Raw genomic sequence first — 22,219 nt, forward strand, 5'->3', positions numbered from 1 at the left:
CCAAAGTACACAAAAAAACCAGTCAAAACATTCCTGACTGGCTTTTTCATAAACCCTAAACCAAACTATTATAATGACTATTTTTTGTCTTTTTTAACTTCTTTTTTGTTAACCAATTCACCGTCTTTCAATTTTTTTGAAACGGTTAAATATGGACCAGAAATAATGGTTTCGCCATCTGTTAAACCTGAAAGGATTTCAATATTTTCAAAATCAGAGATACCTGTTTTTACTTCTTTCATTTTTGCTTTGTTGTCTTTACCCAATACAAAAACTACTTCTTTTACTTTCTCTTTTTTGATAACTTTTTCTTCTTCCTTGTTCTCTTCTGGAGCATCCTCCTTCTTCTCTTCTCCTTCTTTAGCATTCGGGTCACGAGTGGTTACAGAAGCCAACGGAACAGATAAAACACCGTTTTTGCGGTCGGTGATAATTTCAACTGATGCCGTCATTCCTGGTTTTAATGGATAAGAATGTTTACCCACAATTAAATCTTCATAAGATTTGCGTAACACTCTAATTTTTACTTCAAATTCAGTTACTGCATCAGTTGAAACTGTAGTAGCAGAAGTTCCTAAACCATTTGCTGAACTCGCAATTTCATAAACTACTCCTTTGAATTTTCTGCCAGAAGCACTGTATGAGTCAACGTCGATAATAACGGTATCATTCATTGAAACACGTGTAATGTCGTTTTCGTTCACATTTACACGTACTTCCATTTTATTCAAATTGGCAATTCTAAGTAATTCAGTTCCAGCCATTTGAGAAGTACCTACAACACGTTCGCCCAATTCAACATTCAATTTAGAAATCGTTCCACTTTGTGGAGCGTAAATCGTAGTTTTTGTTAAATTCGCTCTTGCTTCTTTCAAAGCAGCTTCCGAACTTTTCACATTGAATGAAGCTGCCAAAACACTTGCTTTTGTTGACTCTACATCTTGTTTTGCCACCAAGTATTGTGAGTTGAATTGGTCGAAATCTGCATCAGAAATTACTTTATCATCATGTAATTTCTTGTTGCGATCATAATCAATTTTAGCTTTCAACAAACGTGACTCTGCTTGAGATTGCATTGCTTTTGATTGCTCAACTGATGCTTTCGATGAATTTACTTGTGCCTCTGCCCGAGCCAATAAAGATTCATAGTTATCAGGACGAATTTTCAAAAGTAACTGACCAGCTATTACAGAGTCACCTTCGCTTACGTACAATCCTACAATTTCTCCTGAAACATCTGGCGAAAGTTTTACTTCAATTTCAGGCTGAATTTTTCCTGAAGCTGATACTCTTTCGATAATATCTGCTTTTTTAGCTTTGGTGAATTCTACTTCTGTTGATGGTTCTTTGCCTATCAGACCTTGTTGTTTTGCAACAAACAATGCAATGCCTAATGCTACGATGATTCCACCTAATATCCACCAGATTTTATTTGAAGATTTCTTTGCCATAATGTTGGTTAAATTGTGTGACTGTTAGTGAGAGATTAAAATCACTTCATCACAAGTTAAAAGGTAAGTGGTTTATTTTGATAATAATCTAAGATTTTTGTTCTAAAAATAAAGTCATATTTTGCCTGAATTTGATTGCCACGAGCTTTATCAAGATTGGTTTTTTGTAAACTGTAGTTCACAAAATCAATAGCACCAGCACCAAATCTACTTTCAGCAGCTCTGAATGATTCTTCCAAAGCGGTTACTTGTATTGTAAGAGCATCAAAACGTTTGGCGGCATTATTCATGTTTGTATAAGCCTGTTCGATATTCTGGCGTAATGTTTGGCGAGCTTGAAGGGCGGTCAAGTCGGCATTACTTTTCTGAATTTTTGCTTGTGCTACTCTGTTTTTATTTGTGAATCGGCTAAAAATTGGGATTGAAGCATTAAAGCCAAAACCGTAATTGGCGGTATTTTTTAGTTGTTGAAAATAAGCTACTGTTCCATCTTCAACAAATCTTGCTTGAGTTACAACTAAAGGATAGTCAACTCCGCTTACATTTACAGTTCCTAAGTTAGAGCTTGTTGTACCATCTTGGCGGTAAAGTTTTTGTGCATTAGACTGGTTAGCTCCAAAGTTTGCTCCAGCTGTGATTATTGGTAAAAAGCCTGCTCGGGCAATATCAATGCCTTTTATTGCTCCTTCTATTCTTAAATCAGCGGCTTTGATAGTAGGTTGACTTTTCTCGGCAATTTCAAATATTTTAGTAGCATTAGCATCGTATCCTTGAGAAGTAGCAGGTACTGGTAATGATACTCTTTCAACACCTACATCGGTAATATTTTTATCATTCAATAATTGAATCAATGAAAGTTTAGCTAAATCTAAAGTACTTTGATTGTTGATAACCGTTGTTTCTTCGGTTGCTAACTGTGCTTTTAAGTCTAATAAATTAGATTGTGGTAAAGACCCAGCCTGAACTAATTTATCGGTACGTTGAATTTGTAAAGCAGTAATTTGTGTTTGACTCTGAGAAATAACAAGAATATCTTGAGCATTCAGAATATTGAGGTAAGCTAAAACTACTTGCAAAGAAATGTTTTCTTTCATCGCTTGTAAGTCTAATTCAGTAGCTTTCAACAATAAATCGTTTTGAAGAATGGTATTTCTCAATAAAAAACCATTGAAAATCGTTACGTTAGCATTAACACTCAAGCTATTGTAATTAATGTTTTTTTCAATATAGGTGTTAGTGAAAGGGTCAAGGCTTCGACCAAAATTGAAAGATTCGTTGATTGAACCTGTTGCATTTGGCAATCTATTATCTTTTGATTGCTTCAATTGCAAATTGCTCAATAGCATTTGATTTTCACTTTGCTTGACTGAAATGTTGTTTTTCAAGGCAATATTTACTGCTTCTTGCAACGATAACTTTGTTTCATTTCCGCTTGCTTGAATAGCGTTTTGAGCTTTTCCTTGAAAAGTCAATAAAGTAATGCCTGTTAGGATTAGTAATGAGAATTTCATAATTCTTATAATTTATGGTTCAATGTTACGAATGATTTTTGGGGCTTTAAAAATTTTTAGGATAAACGGCTACGATGCTATGATAAAAGGGAAATTGATAATATTCCATAGAATTCGCATCCTATTTAAGCTTATGCCTAAAATGTTCTGTTCTTAAAATCATCAAGTAATATGCCATCGATTATAAATGATTGTTTTACAAGTATTTATAAATGTTTGTAAACTAAAAAAGTGTCCGAAAACGAACACTTTTTGCTAAAATCGAACGGTTGATTGTATTTTTATCAAAGCTTTATTCAATAATCTGGTAAATCTGTTTGGCTTCTCTTCTCGAAACAGCATTAAAATGCCACCATTCGTAGTCAATAGGCATAAAACCAACGGCTTCCATGACGCTCCTCAGCAAAATTCTGTTAGCTACTTGCTGTTTTGTCAGTTTTCTTTGAGCTAAAAAGTAATCTTCTTTTACAGGATAAGCCAATTCCCCGAAATAATCATATTTCGTTCCCATATCCAAGGCTTTTCCATCGGCTGTAGCAATGGTCAAATCTACTGCACTTCCATAGTTGTGAATAGAGCCTTCGGCTGGATTTGCCACATATTTTGCACGTTCTTTAGGCGAATATTGACTAAGAGTATTCCAAAGTATTTTTTGAATACTTAATGGACGACCGCCGTCATACACCAAAAGTCTGTAATTAGGATTTTTTTGTTGGAGTAAAGCATTCGCTTTTTTTAACATTTGTGCTGGACGTTTCTGCATAAAACAATTGATAATACAACCATAAACGTCTTTGCCAACAAAATTATCAGTCGTTGAATATTTCAATTCAACGAGAATAGAAGAATCAATTTCTTTGACATTGACTAATCCTTGTTGAATCATTTTCTTTTCGTATTCACAAGTCGATGTCGTTTGTAGCTTTGAAGATTTCTTATTTTCTTCGTTTTTAAAGCTTTTATGCTTGGCTATAAAACTGGATGCAGCCAGTGACAAAAGTAAGAGACTAAAAATATGTTTTCTCATATTGTTGATGTTCATTGGAGAATAAAATATAAATTTAAGGGTGAATTATTTTGAATAATGTAAATAAAGCCATTTTTTGCTTTTGATACTGCTATTTTTAAATTCTAGAAACTCATTTTCAAAATTGAGATTATCAAACCAATTAACACATGGCCTTAAATTACCTCTGGATTGCCTTCTTTATTGTTGCTTTTGTCGTTGCTTTAATCAAACTCATTTTTACGGGTGATACCGAAATTTTCAAATTAATCATTGATGGAATGTTTGATTCTTCCGAAGTAGCGGTAATGAAAATTGCATTGCCTTTGGCTGGCGTGATGACTTTCTTCATGGGTTTGTTAAACATTGGCGAGCGTGCTGGAGCAATCAATTTTTTGGCTCGTTTAGTTGGTCCATTTTTCAATCGTTTATTTCCTGAAATTCCTAAAAATCACCCAGCGAATGGACAGATGATTATGAATTTCTCAGCCAATATGTTGGGTTTAGATAATGCTGCTACACCTTTTGGACTAAAAGCGATGCAGAGTTTGCAGGAATTGAACCCGAGTAAAGATGTTGCCTCTAATGCACAAATCATGTTTATGGTTTTGCACAGTGCTGGGCCAGTGTTAATTCCCCTCAGTATTATGGCACAGCGTTCGATTTATGGGGCGGCTGATGCTTCAGATATTTTTATTCCATGTCTGATTGCCACTTATGTGGCTACGGTTACGGGCTTGCTTTTTGTCGCAATTCGTCAGAAAATCAATTTGTTTGATAAAGTAATTATTTCATGGTTAGGTGGCATTTCATTGTTTATTGGCTTGATACTTTGGTATTTTTCAAGTATTCCGAAAGAGCAAATTGAAGTAGTGTCAAAAGTGGCATCCAACCTTATTTTATTTACGTTTATTATTTCATTTTTATTGGGAGCTGTACGCAAAAAAGTAGATGTTTTTAGTGCTTTTATTGAAGGAGCAAAAGGTGGTTTTGAGACTTCGGTCAAAATAATTCCTTATTTGGTGGCAATGTTGGTGGCGATTGGAGCTTTACGAAATTCTGGTGCTTTAACTTGGGTTGTTGACGGAATGAAATTTGCTTTTTCTTTAACGGGAATGAACACCGATTTTACGGACGCTTTGCCAACGGCTTTGATGCACCCTTTGAGCGGTGGAGGCTCAAGAGCAATGATGATTGATACCATGAAAACCTTCGGTGCAGATTCTTTTGCGGGACGCTTGTCATGTGTTTTTCAAGGTTCTTCGGATACCATTTTTTATGTTTTAGCCTTGTACTTTGGCTCAGTGAATATCAGAAATACACGCTACACACTTTGGGCAGGTTTAACAGCCGATTTAGTCAGTGTGATTACTGCCATTTGGGTGAGCTATATTTTCTTTCATTAGGCTGTTGTTGGCTTTCAGAAGTCGGCTATCGGATGTTGGATTTGTGTTGCTTTAAGGTTTAGAAACGCCAATTTTAATTGAACAACAAGCGAAAAAATGATAAAACTGATTTTAAAACTAAACGAGTAGCGGCAATCCCTTGCGGTTGCCTCTCTCGAAACGGCAACCGCAAGGGATTGCCGCTACTTCAGTTATTGATTACCAACTGAATCTTTTGTGCTGTATTTCAAAAATCAGTTTTTTGAAATACAGCATCTTGCGTCTAAAATCTTGTATCTTGTTTCTTATGTCCTAAAGTCTTCAAATCTATGAAAACAAAACTCTACTTCTACACAATTCTACATTTGCATCCGAAGCAAATATTTTATCAATTGTATTATCGAACAAAACGTTTGGTTAGAAAAATACTTCGCTGGCAATATCCCAAAATGATTGAAGCAAAAAGTTTTAGATTACATTTACAGCCTTCAATTCCTACTAAAAAGACTTATTTCCCAACCGAAAATCGTTTTGTCTTTCTGAATCAATCCAAGTATTTTAATCAAACAATCGACTGGAATGATGAAAAATCTTTCGGAAAGTTATGGACATATCAGCTCAATTATTTTGACTTTCTGCATCAAAATGACTTATCCAAAGAAGAAGGTTTAGCTTTGATAAATACTTATATCAATACTTCAAGCATCAGCACAGGTTTAGAGCCTTATCCGATTTCTTTGAGAGGCATCAATTGGATAAAATTTTTGACTTATCATCAAATTCAAGAACCAAAAATTGATGCCTTTTTGATGGCTCATTATCGTATTTTGAGTAACAATCTTGAATACCACATTTTAGGAAATCACTTATTGGAAAATGCCTTTTCCTTACTTTTCGCCGCTTATTATTTTAGAGATAAGTACTTTTTGAAAATTGCTACCAAGCTTTTAAAACACGAACTAAAAGAACAGATTTTAGCTGACGGTGGACATTTTGAATTATCGCCCATGTATCATCAAATCGTACTGTTTCGTTTGCTCGACTGTCTGAATTTGGTGAAAAATAATCCTGATTTTGGCGAGTACTCCATAAATGAATTGTTGAGGACTATTGCTCAAAAAATGGTAGATTTTCTAAATGAAATTACTTTCAGAAATGGCGATATTCCATTAGTAAATGATTCCGCACAAAATTTTGCTCCCAATACTGCTGAACTTTTAGCGTTCGCCAAAAGCTTAGGTTTATCGCCCAAACCGACGAAAATCAAAGAAAGTGGTTATCGAAAATTTATGAAAACTTCCTTTGAATTGTTTGTCGATGTGGCTGAAATTTCTCCCAAATACTTATCTGCACACGCTCATTCCGACACTTTTAATTTCATCCTGTACATTCGTGGAAAGCCTTTTATTGTGGACACTGGTACTTCTACCTATCAGTTTGCTGAAAGGCGACAGCAGGAACGTTCGACTGCGGCACATAATACCGTTCAAATTGGGGATTTTGAACAATCGGAAATTTGGAGTATTTTTAGAGTAGCGAGGCGAGCGAAACCAAAGATTTTATCAGAATCAGCCAATCATATTTCGGCTTCGCACAACGGCTATCAGCGTTTGGGAATTGTTCATCAAAGAGATTTTTATTCAGAAGAAAATCAAATTATTATTCGTGATAGAATACTTGGGAACGAAAATTTTCCAGCAAAAGCATTTTTACACTTTTGCCCCAACATCGAAATCACCGTTACCGAGAATACCATTCAAACCGATTTTGCCACAATTACTTTTTCAGAAAAGGTAGAAATTTCGCTGAATGAATACTTATTAGCCGAAGAATTTAACCTGCTAAAACCGTCCAAATTTGTACTTATTTACTTTCAAAGTGAATTAACAACTACAATTAAACTACTTGAAGCTTATGAAAATCCTCGTCCTAAGTTTTAACTTTCAGCCAGATTTATGTGCAGGTTCGTTCCGAAGTACTGCTTTGGTGAAAGCTCTTCAAGCAAAAATTACTTCTACGGATTCGATAGAAGTACTTACCACAACACCAAATCGCTATCACAGTTTTAGCAATCAAGCCCCAGTTTTTGAGCAAAAGAATAATCTAATCATTCGCAGAATTCCTTTGCCAGCACATAAAAACAGTATTTTCGGGCAAATTTTTGCCTTTATATTTTACGCCAAATCAGTACTGAGATACACCCAAAAATATGAATATACTTTGATTTACGCTTCTTCATCTCGACTTTTTACGGCATTCCTCGGTGCGATAATTGCTCGCCGAAAACCAACTTTACTTTTTCTGGATATAAGGGATATTTTTGCAGAAGCAGTTTTAGAAGCTTTTCAAAATCCTGTTCTCAAGTTTTTTATGAAAGTATTTCTTGTACCAATCTTGAAAATAATTGAAAAATTTAGCGTCAATACTGCCCAACATCTCAATCTTGTTTCAGAGGCTTTTGCGGATAATTTTAAATACTTCAAGGGAAATGTTAGCTATTTTACGAATGGAATAGATGAAGTATTTTTAGCACATAATTTTGAACATATTCCTCAAAATCAGCCCCAAATAATTACTTATGCAGGAAATATTGGAAATGGACAAGGTTTGGAGAAAATTATTCCAGCAACAGCAAAAGCGTTGGAAGGAGATTACATTTTCAACATCATCGGCGATGGAAATACCAAAACTTTGTTAGCAGAAAAATTAAGGCTACTGAATGTAAAAAATGTCAATTTGTTTAAGCCAGTCAGTCAGGAAAAGTTGATTGAATTTTATCAGAAAAGCGATTTCTTGTTTTTGCACTTGAATGACGCCAAAGCTTTTGAAAAAGTATTGCCATCAAAGATTTTTGAATATGGTGCAAGTAACAAAACCATTATTGCCGGTGTAAATGGTTTTGCGAGAAATTTTATCGAAAAAAATGTTGCAAACGTTATTCTTTTCAAGCCTTGCGATTCGGAAAATTTGGTTAGAAAATTAGAAAATTATCGTTCTGAAGAAGTAAATCGAAGCGATTTTATCGAAAAATTTAGCCGAAAAATACTAATGGACGAAATGGCAAAAATCATTTTAGCAATGATTCATTCACCTAACATTGAAAAAAATGTAGTATAAGCTTACCTTTATGTTTTAATTCAAAAAATTATTAATTCTAAATGAAGAATTAATGAAATTGACGATAGCATTTTTTAAAATTGACGCTCATTTTGGATATACAATCAACAAAAATCGCAATTATTGGCCTTGGTTATGTAGGCTTACCTTTAGCAGTAGAATTTGGAAAAAAGTACCAAGTTTTGGGTTTCGATATTAATCAAACAAGAGTAAACGAGTTAAATGCTGGTCACGACCGAACGCATGAAGTGGAATCCTCGCAATTGAAAGCTTCTGAAAAGCTTACTTTTTCGGCTTCTCCTGAGATGTTGAGTACTTGTAATGTGTTTATCGTGACAGTACCAACGCCAATTGATAAATACAAAAAACCAGATTTAATTCCTTTGCTTTCGGCAAGTAAAACAGTCGGAAAAGTGTTGAAAAAAAACGACATCGTGATTTACGAATCTACGGTTTATCCGGGTTGTACAGAAGAAGACTGTGTACCTGTTTTGGAAAGAGAAAGTGGGCTGAAATTTAATGAAGATTTCTTCTGTGGTTATTCGCCAGAGCGTATCAATCCGGGCGATAAAATCAATACTTTAACTAAAATCAGAAAAGTAACTTCTGGCTCAACAGAAGAAATTGCTGAGTTTGTTGACCAACTTTATGGCTCAATCATCGAAGCAGGTACTTATAAAGCTTCGTCGTTGAAAGTTGCGGAAGCCAGCAAAGCCATTGAAAATGCTCAACGTGATGTAAATATTTCGTTCGTCAATGAATTGTCATTGATTTTTGATAAAATGGGCATTGATACTTCCGAAGTATTAGAAGCTGCTGGTACAAAATGGAATTTCTTGAAATTTAAACCCGGTTTAGTAGGCGGACACTGTATCGGCGTTGACCCTTATTATTTGCTACATAAATCGGAAAGTTTGGGATATTATCCACAAGTAATTCTTTCTGGAAGACGAGTAAACGATAATATGGGCATTTTTGTAGGCGGAAAACTTATTAAATTATTGATTAAAAAAGGACATAAAATCGAAGGAAGTAAAGTATTAATTTTAGGAATTACTTTCAAAGAGAATTGTCCTGACATTCGTAATTCAAGAGTAATTGATGTGTATCAAGAGCTAAAAGAATTTGGGGTACAAATTGACGTGCATGACCCTTGGGCTGACAAAAAAGAAGTACACGAGGAGTATGGCATTACGCTTTTGGATACAATCACAGAAAAGTACGATGGAATTTTATTAGCAGTTTCGCACGATGAATACAAAAATTTGGATTTGGAACAATTGAAAAACCCAGATGCAGTAGTTTATGACATTAAATCTTTATGGCAAAAAGATTTAGTGGATGCAAGACTGTAATTTTTGTTTTGCAGTTTATGATTCAATTCAAATAAGTATAAAAAAGAGATAAGCAATTTGTTTGTCTCTTTTTTTGTGTCTAATTATTAAGTAGTTATAAAAAAAATATAGCTCTTTTTTAAAATCGTTTTTATTTTTTTACTACTTTAGAATATTAATAAACCTACGTTTTACTGCCTAATCTACCCTTAGCATGAGAAAGATTCTTATCACAGGAGGAGCAGGTTTTATACCAAGCTCTTTGGCCGACAGGCTTTTACAGGATGAGCAAAATTTTATAATTGCTCTCGATAATTTTTCTACAGGGAATGAGCGAAATCTTCCCCAAAAACCGCCTTCTAATTACCAATTTCTGAAATGCGATGTCAATGACTATGGAAGTCTTTCAGAGATAATGAATCAATTTGACTTTGATTATATTTTCCATTATGCTGCTATTGTTGGCGTTCAAAGAACGCTTGAAAATCCTTTGAGAGTTTTGGGAGATATTGAAGGAACTAAGAATATTCTGAGGTTAGCGAAAGATAAAAATGTAAAGCGTATTTTTTTCGCTTCTTCGTCCGAAGTATATGGCGAATCTAAAGAGTATCCCCAACATGAGGAATTAACCCCCTTGAATGGGAAATTGCCTTATGCGGCCGTCAAGAGAGTTGGAGAAACGATTATTGAGTCTTTCAAATTTACTTTTGATTTAGATTATACCATTTTTAGATTTTTCAATACTTATGGTGCTAAACAGAATCATGATTTTGTGATTTCAAGATTTTTGAATTTAGCCTTAAAAAACGAACCGATTACAATTTATGGAGATGGTTCTCAGACTCGAACTTTTTGTTATATCGAAGATAATATTGAAGTAACGTACAAAATATTCAATGAAAATCTAGCATTAAATCAGGTAATTAACCTTGGCTCTGAAATAGAAATCAGTATTTTATCCTTGGCAGAAAAGATTATTATGCTTACTGGCTCACATTCATCTATCGTACATTTGCCTGCTCTCGAAAAAGGCGATATGGCTAGAAGAAAACCTGATAATACTAAAATGAAACAAATTTTAGGAAGAGAATTAATCTCTTTAGAAGAAGGTCTCAAACGTATTATAAATCCATACCTCTAAAATTTACCTCTATGAACACTAGCTACGAACCTTTGATTGTTTTAGGAGTCTTTTTCCTAATTTTTTCATTAGTACTGAATAATACTTTGTTGAAATATCTTAAATTTCAAGCCCCTAAAAAATCAAAACTTCAAACCCGCTGGAATATTTCCAAGAAACCAACACTTGGTGGAATTTCATTTTACATTGTGTTTTTGATTGTATTTGTGTACACAAGCCATCCGATGTTTTCACTTTTACTTCCACTGAGTATTGCCTTTGGTTTTGGCTTGATTGATGATTATTTTTTTCTTTCGCCCTTCTTAAAATTGCTAGGACAATCCTCTGTCGCTTTATTAATTGGCAATGAACATACTATTCATTTGGTTGAAAGTAATATTGTGAATACTGTTTTTACTTTTTTCTGGATAATTGGTCTGATGAACGCCATTAATATGCTTGATAATATGGATGGTATTTTGGCTTCAACGGTTTTGATAATATTGTTAATTGCTCTAATCATAAGATCTGAAGAATCAAGTTTAGAGCTAAATTTTTACATAGCTTCTATCATAGGTGCGTTGATTAGCTTTTTATTCTTCAATTGGCAACCTGCTAAAATGTACATGGGCGATTCTGGAAGTCAGTTTTTAGGAGCATTTTTGGCTTGGATAAGTATTCAATACTTTTGGAATTTTAGAGAACTAGGCGTAGAAGGTTTTCAAGGAAGACAGTTTTTAATACCAGTTTTGTCTTTTATAATTCCTTTGATTGATACTTCAACCGTTATTTTTTTCAGAATGAAAAGAGGTATTTCTCCCTTTATTGGTGGTAAAGACCATCTTACGCATCATTTGGTTTATGCGGGTTTTTCAGAACGACAAACTGTTTTATTTTTAAGTATAATTTCTTTACTTTCTGGAATGATTATCTTTTTTATTGAGGATATTCTTGCTACTAATCAATGGGTATCACAATGTTCTTGGATAATTGCCGTGTACGTTGGGCTTGTTTGGATGATGTTACAAATCTTTTACGAAAAGGGTATTAAATCCTGAATCGATTCATTTCATTACTCGTAAAATTATCAAGAAGACATTGTTTGACAATCTTTTGAAGGTCAAATAGCTTTTAGGATTTGTCTTAGTGAAATAAAAATTAACGAAATAATTTCCTCTTACATAAATTTAAAGTTGTAGGTTAAAGATGGAATAGCAGAACCAAAAATAGTTAATTGATAAGCTCTTAGTCCATTTTCAGCCTTTAAATATACAGAGTAAGCGTTCGCTCGTGCATAAAGATTATAAACGGTAAAAGTCCAAGATCCTTCCCAGCGTTTTTTGTTTAAAGTTGGGTTGTGTATTGTCCAAGAGAAGTCGAGACGGTGATAATCTTTAATTCTATCATTATTTCTATCTTTATAAAAAGGATATTTTACATTATTGAATAGTACAAAACCATCAGGAATCGTAAATGGTCGTCCTGTATTATAGACAAAAGTAAATCCGAATTCGTGGTGTTTTCCTTGGGCAATACTAATGGTTGCATTAAGACTGTGCGGTCTATCAAAATTGGTTGCATACCATTTTCCGTTATTTATTTGTTCTTCAAATCGTTCGCCTACCTTTATTTGGTTTAAAGCCCTTGAATAAGTATAATTTATCCAACCAGTGGCAGCACCTTTTTTCTTACTCAACATCAACTCAATACCGTAAGCATTGCCTTTTCCTTGTAATGTTTGAGTTTCAATATAGGGTTGAAACAAGAAATCAGCTCCGGGTTTAAAATCTATGATATTTTCGGTAGTTCGATGATATGCCTCTATTGAAAATTCGTAAACATTATCTTTAGAATTTTTGAAGTAGCCTACAGATAGTAATTGACTTACTTGCGGTTTAATATATTTATTACTTGTTGCCCAGCGTGAAGTAGGTAAGGGCGTTGTTGTGTTAGACACTACTTGTAAATATTGTCTCATTAAACTATAGCCCAATTTAATAGAACTTATTTCATTAATAGCGTATTTCAAAGCAAGACGTGGTTCAAAGCCTCCATAGTTTGCTGAAGATTGTCCTGATTGGTAAACGGTAGAATCAATCACACTAAAGTCTGATTTTGGCAATGAAGGATCGTAATCTCTGACGGTCGATGGTCCCATTGCCCAGTATTTTGAGTAACGAAGTCCTAAAGATAAATTGAAACGTTTATTGAGCATATATTCATCTTCTATATGAACACTAGACTCTATACTTTTTTCTTCTGGAGCAGATTTAAAATTAACACTTTTTGAAGTACCCGGATTTAAAGTACCCGGATTAATATTGTATAGAATCGTTCCAATACCCATTTCTATTCTATGCTCGCCAATACTATAACTTAAACTGGATTTTAGCTGATGATAGCGAATTCCAGATGCGATGGATACTTTATTATTGCTATTGAGTTCTGGCAGTAAAGTTTGAGGCTGATAATGAGTATAAACAGCAACTGTTTGGAGATTGAGTTTTGTATTGAAAGCGTGAAACCATTTCATGGAAGTATTAAAAGTACGATAATCATATTGTGTGGCTGATGCATTAACGTTTGCTATCGTTCCCAATAAATCTGTTTGAAAAAAATCTTTACTTAAATACCCCGATAATGATAAAGTATTTTTGGTATTAATCTTATAATAAACCTTCGTAGCAAGGTCATAAAAATTAGCTTTAATATTCTCTAATCTAGGAGGACCCAGTTTAAATAAAAAATCATTGAAAGATGCTCTCCCAGACACCATAATGCCCAATTTATCTTTTACCAAAGGTTGTTCTATCGTCAATCTGTTAGAAACCAAACTAACACCTCCAGTCATTTTAAATTTTTCTAAGGAAGGATTAATCATATAAATATCAATCACCGATGATGCTCTTCCTCCAAATCTGGCAGGAATTCCCCCTTTGTATAAGTCTAAACCAGCAACAGCATCAGGTGGAAAAATAGAGAATAATCCAAAAAGATGAGTAGGGTTGAAAATAGGAGTATCGTCTAAAAGAATAAGGTTCTGATCGGTTGTTCCGCCTCTAATATTAACGCCATTGGCGGCTTCTCCAACAGAAGTAACTCCTGGAAGCATTTGTAAGCTTCTCAGAATATCAGTTTCTCCCATCATTGCAGGAATTCTCTTAATCATTTTCATACTCAGAGGGTTTACTCCTAATAATGGTCTGGCTACATTATTATTACCTCCTTGGCTATTCACAACAACTTCATCTAATTCTCTAGCTACATTTACTAAGCCAACATTCAAGTTTATGTTTTTGTTGTTTACCAATAATTTTAGATTAAAAGTTCTATATCCTAAATGCGTTATAGAAAGTGCATAATTACCTTTTCGTAGAAATAAAGTATGAATCCCTGAACTGTCTGAAGAAGAATGAACTTTTTGAAAATCAACTTTTATAATAGCATCTTTCAAAAGACTGTTATCACTAGAGTCTCTAATCATTACTTTAATCGTTAAAAAATGTTGCTTATTAGCTTCCTGTGCAAAACTGTTGAAGTGCAACAATGATAGGATTGGTATTAATAGTAAAAATATTGTTTTCATCGGTTGAGAGATTATTGCCATCCTTCAGGTTTAAAAGGAGTACGAATTGCACTTTTTTTGCAAGTAGCTAATGGCGCCATCGGGTTGGGATCACGCACAATTACATGTCCTAAAATATCGGTTCGCTCTCCTTTAGCAGTTGCTCTATCTATCCAATGGCGTTTTTTTTCAATATTAACAACGTTAAAAAAACCTATTACTTTTTCATCTGGATTGGTGATATTACTAATATTACCTACGATTGCTATTGGTGGGGTATCAGCAAGCCCACCACTGGTTTGCGTCTGAGATTCAAGATTTTTATAAAAGGTATAAGCATCGGGAGAAATGCTCATTTGTTGAATTTCAATCAAACAACCAGAGGCATAATAATAGGGAATTTGTGCCACACGACGCCCAGTTACTAAGCGACCATCTGATGCCAAATCTGAGAATACATTTATCTTTTTACTTTTTATAATAGCATAACAGGTGTTTCGACAGTTGTAATCATAATAAACAACACCTGGAACATATATGCAGCTTTCTGTATAAAAATTATAAACACTGTAATTGCAGGTTTCACAAACTTCAAGTTTTTCATAGTGAGTATATCGCCACAAGTAATAATTTTTTTGTGAAGCAGGATCTTGAAAATCTATAAAAACATCATTGGCAGATATAAACTTTTTGCCATCTTCAGATACCTGACTCTGAGCGTTAAAACTATCATAAACATTTAGTATTGGTGAAGTAGGAGATATTTGTTGTGGAGTTGATTGATATGTTTGTACTCCTTTTTCATTATCATATGTTGAGAAATTTAGCGTGTATTTTTCAGAAGAATCGATATTAAAACCAACGGGAGGTACAAAAGAACTTACTTCTGTTTCTACCAGTTTTATTTTTTGTTTTGAATTAAGTAAATAAAAATAAACATCAAAAGTAGAGGCGTGTTCTGTCCTAATGTTTCCGTTTTGATAAATTGAGTACTTAATTTTGATAGTATCTGGATTTTCGACGTCATTTGTAAGCATTCCTTCTACAATCAATACTTTATTTTCTTGATTAAAAGAAACCATATATGGATCAATGCAAGCATATAGTCCGAATATGATTACAGAGAAAATAACGAAGCGACTCATTCGTGTTAAGGAATTTTTATTCATGTATTTGTTCAGAGAAATAAAGGATTCGGGTTAAATAAATTTGAAGGCAATCGTTTATAAAAGCAATCAATGATGATTTATAGGGCGTATATTTCTATCAAAGTATGCTATACGAAATAGCTATATGAATTTAATCTTATTTTATATGATTTAAGTAAAAAATATAATAATTTTTATAAAATACAGGATGTTTTGTTCTGTATTGCTGTGAGATAGCCAACAGAAGTAAGTTATCTGTAAAACATGGGCATAAAAAAACAGTAGAAAACCTGAGTTCACTACTGTTTTTTTATGATAGCAAGTGGGAAGCAGAATACTAAACCACCGTACGAATTTTCAATTCATCCATTTGTTTTTGGTCGATTGTTGAAGGAGAATCAATCATAATATCACGTCCAGAATTGTTTTTCGGGAAGGCAATGAAATCACGGATTGAATCTGAACCACCGAATAATGAACAAAGACGGTCGAAACCGAATGCTAAACCTCCGTGTGGTGGCGCTCCGTATTCAAAAGCATCCATCAAGAAACCAAATTGATGTTTTGCTTCTTCGTCAGAGAATCCAAGTACTTCAAACATTTTAGCTTGTAGTTCTTTTTGGAAAATACGAATTGAACCACCACCAACTTCAACACCGTTGATAACTAAGTCGTAAGCGTTCGCACGAATTTTCCCTAATTCTCCTGTTTCCAAATATTTCAAATCTTCTGGTTTCGGACTTGTGAATGGGTGGTGCATCGCAAACCAACGGTTTTCTTCTTCGCCGTATTCCAATAAAGGGAAGTCGATAACCCAGTGTGCTGCATATTTTTTAGGGTCACGCAAGCCTAAACGATTACCCATTTCAAGGCGTAATTCGTTCAGTTGTTTACGTACTTTATCGCCTGTTCCCGGAAGAATCAAGATTAAATCTCCTTTTTCTGCACCGAAAGCCTCTGCCCATTTCTTCAAATCTTCTTCTGAATAGAATTTATCTACCGAAGATTTTAAAGTACCGTCGGCATTGTAACGAAGGTAAATCAAACCTTTTGCACCAATTTGTGGACGTTTCACAAAATCAGTCAATTCGTCAACTTGCTTACGAGTATATTCAGCACAACCTTTGGCATTGATACCCACAACGGTATCTACTGAATCAAAAACAACGAAGTCTTTTCCAGAAGTTAAATCAACTTCTTCGCTCTTCAATTCTACAAACTTCATGTCAAAACGAATATCTGGTTTGTCAGAACCGTAATATTTCATGGCGTGTGCGTAAGTCATGCGTGATACTTCGCCCAATTCCATATTTTTTACGTTCAAGAATAAATGACGAATCAAACCTTCAAACATATTCAATACGTCTTCTTGTTCGATAAACGACATTTCGCAGTCAATCTGAGTAAATTCAGGCTGACGGTCGGCACGTAAATCTTCGTCACGGAAACATTTTACAATTTGATAGTAACGGTCGAAACCCGAAACCATCAATAATTGTTTGAATGTTTGTGGTGATTGTGGCAAAGCGTAAAATTCGCCCGGATTCATTCTTGAAGGAACGACAAAATCTCTTGCTCCTTCAGGCGTTGATTTAATCAACACTGGCGTTTCTACTTCTATAAAATCTTGTCTGTCAAGGTAATCTCTTGTAAAACGAGCAACTTGATGACGTAACTGTAAATTGGCTCTTACAGGATTACGACGTAAGTCTAAGTAACGATACTTCATACGAATATCATCGCCGCCGTCGGTATCGTCTTCTATCAAGAATGGAGGTAATTTTGCTGGATTCAGTACTTCTAAAGAAGTAACTTTTACCTCAACATCTCCAGTAGGAATTTTATCATTTTTAGAAAGACGTTCAACTACTGTACCCGTCGCTGCAATTACATATTCACGACCGAAAGTACGAGCTAAATCCAATACTTCTTTCGGCGTTTTGCCTTCTTCAAGCATCAACTGCGTAATTCCGTAGCGGTCACGGAGATCAATCCAAATCATGCCGCCTTTGTCACGTGTTTTTTGTACCCATCCACAGAGGGTAACCGTTTGGTTTACATTAGTGAGGCGGAGTTCGCCATTATTGTGTGTTCTGAGCATAAAGAATTATATCCTGCCACAGGCTTTTGTTGCGAAAATCAATAGGAATTTTCCAATTCCAGAAAGGCAGAAACTTGTGGTAAGTTTTTATTTTTTGCAAAATTACAGAAATTAGACGTTTTGAAAACTATTTGACTGGTTTAAAGATTGGTAATTATATAAAGATTAGTAAAATTGATTGAAGAAAATAAATATTTATAGGCACGATTTGGAAAATCGTGGCACAGATTTATGAAAAAAGTAGCAATCATCGGTGCAGGTATTGGAGGAATTTCAACAGCCATTCGTTTGGCTCAGAAGGGTTTTGAAGTATCAGTTTTTGAGGCAAATTCCTACGCTGGAGGCAAATTAAGCAGTTTTGACTTAAACGGTTATCGCTTTGACGCTGGACCTTCACTGTTTACTTTACCCAATTTAGTGGAGGAACTTTTTGAATTAGTGGACAAAAATCCCAAAGAATATTTTGAGTACATAAAGTTGCCAGATATTTGTCATTATTTTTGGGAAGATGCTACAAAACTCACCGCTTGGGCTGAAAATGAACGCTTTGCCAAAGAAGTAGAAGACGTTACGGGCGAGCCAGCTCAGAAAATCCTTGATTTTTTGAAAGATAGTGCTTTTAAATATGAAGTACTCGACGGACTTTTTTTACAAGATTCTTTGCATAAATTTTCTACTTGGACATCCGCCAAAGCGCTAAAAGGCTATTTGAATTTACCCAGACTTGGTATTTTCGGAACGATGAACGAAGCGAACGAAAAGCTATTTAAAAACCCGAAAATCGTTCAACTCTTCAATCGTTACGCTACTTATAATGGTTCAGACCCTTACCAAACGCCTGCTACCTTGAATATCATTCCGCATTTGGAGTATAATATCGGTGCATTTTTCCCGAAAAAAGGCATGGTTTCTATCACCAATTCTTTGGTGAAATTGGCGGAAGATTTGGGCGTACAGTTTTTCTATGAAAGTAAAGTAGAAGAAATTTTGGTAGAAAAAGACAAAGTTACGGGTATTCGTTACAGTAATATTTCGGAGAAAAGTATCGAAAAAGCATTTGATGTGGTGGTTTCCAACATGGATGTAACGCCCACTTATCGGAAATTGATGCCCCATCAAAAACATCCAGACCGTTTGCTAAATCAACCTAAAAGTAGTTCAGGCGTAATTTTTTATTGGGGAATCAAAAAACAATTTGCTGAATTGGGTTTGCATAATATTTTTTTTAGTGATGATTATCAGCAAGAATTCAACACGATGTTTCAAGAAAAAACTATCTGCAAAGACCCAACGGTTTACATTAACATTACTTCAAAACTAAAACCAGATGATGCTCCAGAAGGTTGTGAAAACTGGTTTGTACTCATCAACGCACCCGCAAATGAAGGACAAAATTGGGATAAAATTATTGCGGATACTCGCCAAAATGTAATTCAGAAAGTATCAAGAATTTTAGGTGAAAATATTGGTGATTTGATAGAATGCGAAGAAATCCTCGACCCACGCACGATTGAAACTAAAACTTCGTCGGCACAAGGAGCTTTGTACGGCAATTCATCGAATAATCGTTATGCTGCATTTTTGCGTCATGCCAATTTTTCGTCTAAAATTAAAAACTTATACTTCGTAGGCGGAAGCGTACATCCGGGCGGAGGAATCCCTTTGGCGATTTCTTCGGCAAAAATTGCTTGTAAATATATCGAAGGGTAAATAATAAGACGAAACTTTAGGGGTTTTGAAGCAATGGCTTGTCTAGCTAAAAACTAAATATTACAACCATGAAACAACTAATCACACTATTGTTTTTTTCGATTACTTTAGGGAAAGTCGCTGCCCAGAATGTATTTACTAAAGTGCCAACTTTAGCACATACGCATGAAGTAGATATTTTTTTCTTGCATGAATTGCCCATTAAAGAGCCATATTTCAAAACCCAAATGATTGAAACCGATGGGAATGATTATAACGATGCCATTGTGCAAATCAAGCAAAAAGCCCAATTGGTTGGTGCAGATGTGGTGATTATCATGAATTATGACAGAGGACATTTGATAGGAATAGGAGCGAAGTACAAGAAAAATATGACTACTTTGGATTCTACAGTGGCTTTTTTAAAGACCATTCGTATCATTCCAATCAACAATAATAAAGGCAGTGGCGATGTACAATTTGACATTGATGGTACTTTAAAACCCAATCAAAATAGAGAATTAGTTACTTATTTTGAAGATAATATACTGAATTACGATTTTGATTTTTTGATACAAGATAAATCAGCTCGTTGGCAAGAAAGTCCAGATATTTATAACCGCATTGAAAGACGCAAATTAAAGAATACCAATGGAGTAACGGTTAAAAAAATATTTCTCAGCTATGCGACTGATTCGGATAAAATTCCACAGTTTTTAGAAGTGGATGATATTAATAAAAGCTCAGCTTCGTCATCAATGTGGCATACCGAAAAGTTATTTCCCATTTATAACAGTGCAGGAAAATTGACAGAACTTAAAGTTTTTTGGAAAAATGCTTTGGTGCGTCGCCAACAATTATTTTATGATGCTAAAAATCGTTTAATCATGTCTGATTGGGTGAAATTTGAAAATCAAAAGCCTATTCCTTTTCTTAGAGTAGAGTATGAATATTATAAAAATGCGGATTTGAAATTGTAATCTTGCTTACTTTCGTAAAGTTTTAGAACTTTGCCTTATTAAATTTAAAATTTTACGAATTACATACAGAGATGCTTCAAAGAATTCAAACTTTATTATTACTTGTGGTTGCAGTGGCAATGGCAGCGGTATCAGCTTCTTTACCTATTTGGGAAAAAAGTAGTGCTAGTTTAAACGAAAAAGTACGTCTTACAGCTTTTAACTTAGAACATTTAAAAGGAGATGCAGCAGTAAGTAATAACAGTACTGCTGTTATTGGTATTTTAGCAATTATTGCTGTTTGTATTGCGATTTTTTCAATTACACAATACAAAAAAAGAGTTTTACAGATGACTTTAGGGCTCGTCAATTCAGTATTGATTGCGACAAGTTTAGGTATTTGTTTTTATCAAGTATTCAAAGTGGGCGTACCCATGTTTGAACCAGAAGTACAAGGGAATTATGGTGCAGGATTTGCCGCCGCAGTTGTAGCGATGTTAGCCAACATGATTGCCAATCGTTTTATCCGTAGAGATGAAATGCTGGTAAAATCTTCTGACAGAATGAGATAGAAATATGTAGAAGAGGAATTAGACATTAAAAAAGGCTTACAAAGGAATAAATCTTTTGCAAGCCTTTTTTCTTTTTATCATTAGGCTATTTCGACGATTAATACTTTATCTTAAATAAGTCTTTGTACAGTTTTGTGAAAATACGGTTGAAGAGCTTTGTGTCGTAAAATGGAATGAACTTCCAATAACCTTTATAATTCACTGCCCAACGTAAGAAACCTTTTAGGTCTTTATTTTTCATACAACGTCTAATATCTCTATCAAAAATAGCAATTTCAATTCTTTCTTTTAGTGGAGTTGTTTCTGGAAAATCGCCAATAATTTTTCCACTCATGATTTGTTTTATGCCTTCAGACATATCCTTTTTCATGAATTTAGAGTAAGGCATCCATGAATTAGAGCGTAAATCGGTTTCTATCAAATAAAATAAATTTCGTTCTTTATGATAAATATACTGGATACTCCCAAAGCCACTTATCCCGAAAGATTCTCCCAGCTTTTTCAATTCTTTTGCCAAAGCTGCATCTTGATAATAGGTTCTACGGGTGGTAAATGAAAATTTTCCACCCATATAAGATAGGATAGTAGCACAATTATAACTTACTAATTGTCCTTCATAAAAAAGAGCTTCAACACCAATATCCTCTCCTTCAATAAATTCTTGTAGAACAAGGTTTTTTCTATTTAGTACTTTATCCAAACACGATTGGAATTCATTAATATTTGCACAATACTGAATTCCTAGGCCAGAAAAACTAAAATCTTCCTTTAATAAAATTGGGAAATGAAGGTTTTCGGCAATATAATCCAAGTTAATGTCTTCTGTATAATTGATAAATCTTGGAGTAGTAATGTTATACCTTGAACAAGCTTTAGACATACCAATTTTTGAAGAAAGTACTTCTCTGTTTTCAATTTTGGTAATAGGTAAAAGCTTTTCAAAAAGGAATGGATCGTCTCCAATAAAGTTATTCATCAACTTCAAGGTAAATTCATCAAGGAGTAGAATCCAATTATATTTATCTGAATTTTTTTTAACATAATCTGCTAATTCATATTTAAAACTCTCTTCTTCTTCGGAGGCTTCAATCCAATTATCATGAAACTTATTACTTTTGAGCCAAGATTTTTCTGAACAAAAAATATCTACAGTGCAACCAGCTCTTTTGAAAATAGAAGGAATCTCCGCTGTTGAGTCGAAAAAATGTCCAACCGAAACAAGAAGTACTTTATACATAAAAATAATTTAGGTTAGTATAGG

The 22,219-nt window shown here is 34.3% G+C and carries 16 protein-coding genes; 9 read left to right on the forward strand and 7 right to left on the reverse strand.

The annotated features are described in order from the left end of the window. Positions 1 to 77: 77 nt before the first annotated feature. The 3 genes from VB776_RS05455 to VB776_RS05465 all read right to left on the reverse strand — a co-directional run bounded on the left by VB776_RS05455 (position 78) and on the right by VB776_RS05465 (position 3,989). Positions 78 to 1,451, reverse strand: coding sequence for an efflux RND transporter periplasmic adaptor subunit (locus VB776_RS05455; protein WP_323326793.1), 1,374 nt, complete (start codon positions 1,449 to 1,451; stop codon positions 78 to 80). A 56-nt stretch (positions 1,452 to 1,507) separates the two neighbouring features. After that, the gene (locus VB776_RS05460; RefSeq protein WP_323326795.1) at positions 1,508 to 2,962 is read right to left on the reverse strand and encodes a TolC family protein; all 1,455 of its coding nucleotides are present in this window, start codon (positions 2,960 to 2,962) and stop codon (positions 1,508 to 1,510) included. Between the two features lie 292 nt (positions 2,963 to 3,254). Then, on the reverse strand, positions 3,255 to 3,989 hold the full coding sequence (locus VB776_RS05465) for a M15 family metallopeptidase (RefSeq protein ID WP_323326797.1): 735 nt from the start codon (positions 3,987 to 3,989) through the stop codon (positions 3,255 to 3,257). A 149-nt stretch (positions 3,990 to 4,138) separates the two neighbouring features. Between VB776_RS05465 and VB776_RS05470 the strand changes: the two genes are divergently transcribed. From VB776_RS05470 to VB776_RS05495, 6 genes are all read left to right on the forward strand, one after another. Further along, entirely contained in the window at positions 4,139 to 5,374 is a 1,236-nt protein-coding gene (locus VB776_RS05470) for a nucleoside recognition domain-containing protein (protein WP_323326799.1), read from the forward strand. A 308-nt stretch (positions 5,375 to 5,682) separates the two neighbouring features. Continuing rightward, a complete protein-coding gene (locus VB776_RS05475) occupies positions 5,683 to 7,293 on the forward strand; it encodes an alginate lyase family protein (protein ID WP_323326801.1) in 1,611 nt (536 codons plus the stop codon). Further along, positions 7,268 to 8,470 (forward strand): glycosyltransferase family 4 protein, encoded by a 1,203-nt coding sequence (locus VB776_RS05480; RefSeq protein ID WP_323326802.1) that lies wholly within the window; start codon positions 7,268 to 7,270, stop codon positions 8,468 to 8,470. Before VB776_RS05475 ends, VB776_RS05480 begins: the two co-directional genes overlap by 26 nt. Positions 8,471 to 8,559: 89 nt before the next feature. After that, entirely contained in the window at positions 8,560 to 9,825 is a 1,266-nt protein-coding gene (locus VB776_RS05485) for a nucleotide sugar dehydrogenase (protein WP_323327084.1), read from the forward strand. Positions 9,826 to 10,018: 193 nt separating this feature from the next. Next, positions 10,019 to 10,945, forward strand: a complete 927-nt coding sequence (locus VB776_RS05490) for an NAD-dependent epimerase/dehydratase family protein (protein WP_323326804.1) — start codon at positions 10,019 to 10,021, stop codon at positions 10,943 to 10,945. A gap of 11 nt (positions 10,946 to 10,956) precedes the next feature. Further along, entirely contained in the window at positions 10,957 to 11,982 is a 1,026-nt protein-coding gene (locus VB776_RS05495) for a glycosyltransferase family 4 protein (protein ID WP_323326807.1), read from the forward strand. 119 nt (positions 11,983 to 12,101) lie between these two features. On the opposite strand, the gene VB776_RS05500 is transcribed toward VB776_RS05495, so the two are convergent. The 3 genes from VB776_RS05500 to aspS form a co-directional block, all read right to left on the reverse strand. Beyond that, positions 12,102 to 14,510, reverse strand: coding sequence for a TonB-dependent receptor (locus VB776_RS05500; protein WP_323326810.1), 2,409 nt, complete (start codon positions 14,508 to 14,510; stop codon positions 12,102 to 12,104). Between the two features lie 11 nt (positions 14,511 to 14,521). After that, positions 14,522 to 15,658 (reverse strand): DUF4249 family protein, encoded by a 1,137-nt coding sequence (locus VB776_RS05505; protein WP_323326812.1) that lies wholly within the window; start codon positions 15,656 to 15,658, stop codon positions 14,522 to 14,524. 316 nt (positions 15,659 to 15,974) lie between these two features. Next, entirely contained in the window at positions 15,975 to 17,738 is a 1,764-nt protein-coding gene (aspS, locus tag VB776_RS05510) for an aspartate--tRNA ligase (RefSeq protein ID WP_323326813.1), read from the reverse strand. 231 nt (positions 17,739 to 17,969) lie between these two features. Between aspS and crtD the strand changes: the two genes are divergently transcribed. The 3 genes from crtD (at position 17,970) to VB776_RS05525 (ending at position 20,958) form a co-directional block, all read left to right on the forward strand. Next, positions 17,970 to 19,448: a 1-hydroxycarotenoid 3,4-desaturase CrtD gene (gene crtD, locus VB776_RS05515; RefSeq protein ID WP_323326815.1), complete on the forward strand. Its 1,479-nt coding sequence runs from the start codon at positions 17,970 to 17,972 to the stop codon at positions 19,446 to 19,448. A gap of 68 nt (positions 19,449 to 19,516) precedes the next feature. Then, positions 19,517 to 20,407 carry a hypothetical protein gene (locus VB776_RS05520; protein ID WP_323326817.1) on the forward strand — a complete coding sequence of 297 codons (891 nt, stop codon included), beginning with the start codon at positions 19,517 to 19,519 and terminating at the stop codon, positions 20,405 to 20,407. A 71-nt stretch (positions 20,408 to 20,478) separates the two neighbouring features. Continuing rightward, a complete protein-coding gene (locus tag VB776_RS05525; RefSeq protein WP_323326819.1) occupies positions 20,479 to 20,958 on the forward strand; it encodes a DUF4293 domain-containing protein in 480 nt (159 codons plus the stop codon). Positions 20,959 to 21,055: 97 nt separating this feature from the next. On the opposite strand, the gene VB776_RS05530 is transcribed toward VB776_RS05525, so the two are convergent. Further along, positions 21,056 to 22,195, reverse strand: coding sequence for a hypothetical protein (locus VB776_RS05530; protein WP_323326821.1), 1,140 nt, complete (start codon positions 22,193 to 22,195; stop codon positions 21,056 to 21,058). Positions 22,196 to 22,219: the final 24 nt, after the last annotated feature.

It is taken from the genome of Arcicella gelida (genome assembly GCF_034931025.1).
Lineage (GTDB): Bacteria > Bacteroidota > Bacteroidia > Cytophagales > Spirosomataceae > Arcicella > Arcicella gelida.

Bases quoted from the DNA above. Each gene is read 5' to 3' on its own strand.
- VB776_RS05480 (WP_323326802.1), top strand. From the start codon at position 7,268: ATGAAAATCCTCGTCCTAAGTTTTAACTTTCAGCCAGATTTATGTGCA.
- VB776_RS05530 (WP_323326821.1), bottom strand. From the start codon at position 22,195: ATGTATAAAGTACTTCTTGTTTCGGTTGGACATTTTTTCGACTCAACA.
- VB776_RS05475 (WP_323326801.1), top strand. From the start codon at position 5,683: ATGAAAACAAAACTCTACTTCTACACAATTCTACATTTGCATCCGAAG.
- VB776_RS05465 (WP_323326797.1), bottom strand. From the start codon at position 3,989: ATGAGAAAACATATTTTTAGTCTCTTACTTTTGTCACTGGCTGCATCC.
- crtD (WP_323326815.1), top strand. From the start codon at position 17,970: ATGAAAAAAGTAGCAATCATCGGTGCAGGTATTGGAGGAATTTCAACA.
- VB776_RS05455 (WP_323326793.1), bottom strand. From the start codon at position 1,451: ATGGCAAAGAAATCTTCAAATAAAATCTGGTGGATATTAGGTGGAATC.
- VB776_RS05500 (WP_323326810.1), bottom strand. From the start codon at position 14,510: ATGAAAACAATATTTTTACTATTAATACCAATCCTATCATTGTTGCAC.
- VB776_RS05525 (WP_323326819.1), top strand. From the start codon at position 20,479: ATGCTTCAAAGAATTCAAACTTTATTATTACTTGTGGTTGCAGTGGCA.
- aspS (WP_323326813.1), bottom strand. From the start codon at position 17,738: ATGCTCAGAACACACAATAATGGCGAACTCCGCCTCACTAATGTAAAC.
- VB776_RS05490 (WP_323326804.1), top strand. From the start codon at position 10,019: ATGAGAAAGATTCTTATCACAGGAGGAGCAGGTTTTATACCAAGCTCT.
- VB776_RS05505 (WP_323326812.1), bottom strand. From the start codon at position 15,658: ATGAATAAAAATTCCTTAACACGAATGAGTCGCTTCGTTATTTTCTCT.
- VB776_RS05460 (WP_323326795.1), bottom strand. From the start codon at position 2,962: ATGAAATTCTCATTACTAATCCTAACAGGCATTACTTTATTGACTTTT.
- VB776_RS05495 (WP_323326807.1), top strand. From the start codon at position 10,957: ATGAACACTAGCTACGAACCTTTGATTGTTTTAGGAGTCTTTTTCCTA.
- VB776_RS05470 (WP_323326799.1), top strand. From the start codon at position 4,139: ATGGCCTTAAATTACCTCTGGATTGCCTTCTTTATTGTTGCTTTTGTC.
- VB776_RS05520 (WP_323326817.1), top strand. From the start codon at position 19,517: ATGAAACAACTAATCACACTATTGTTTTTTTCGATTACTTTAGGGAAA.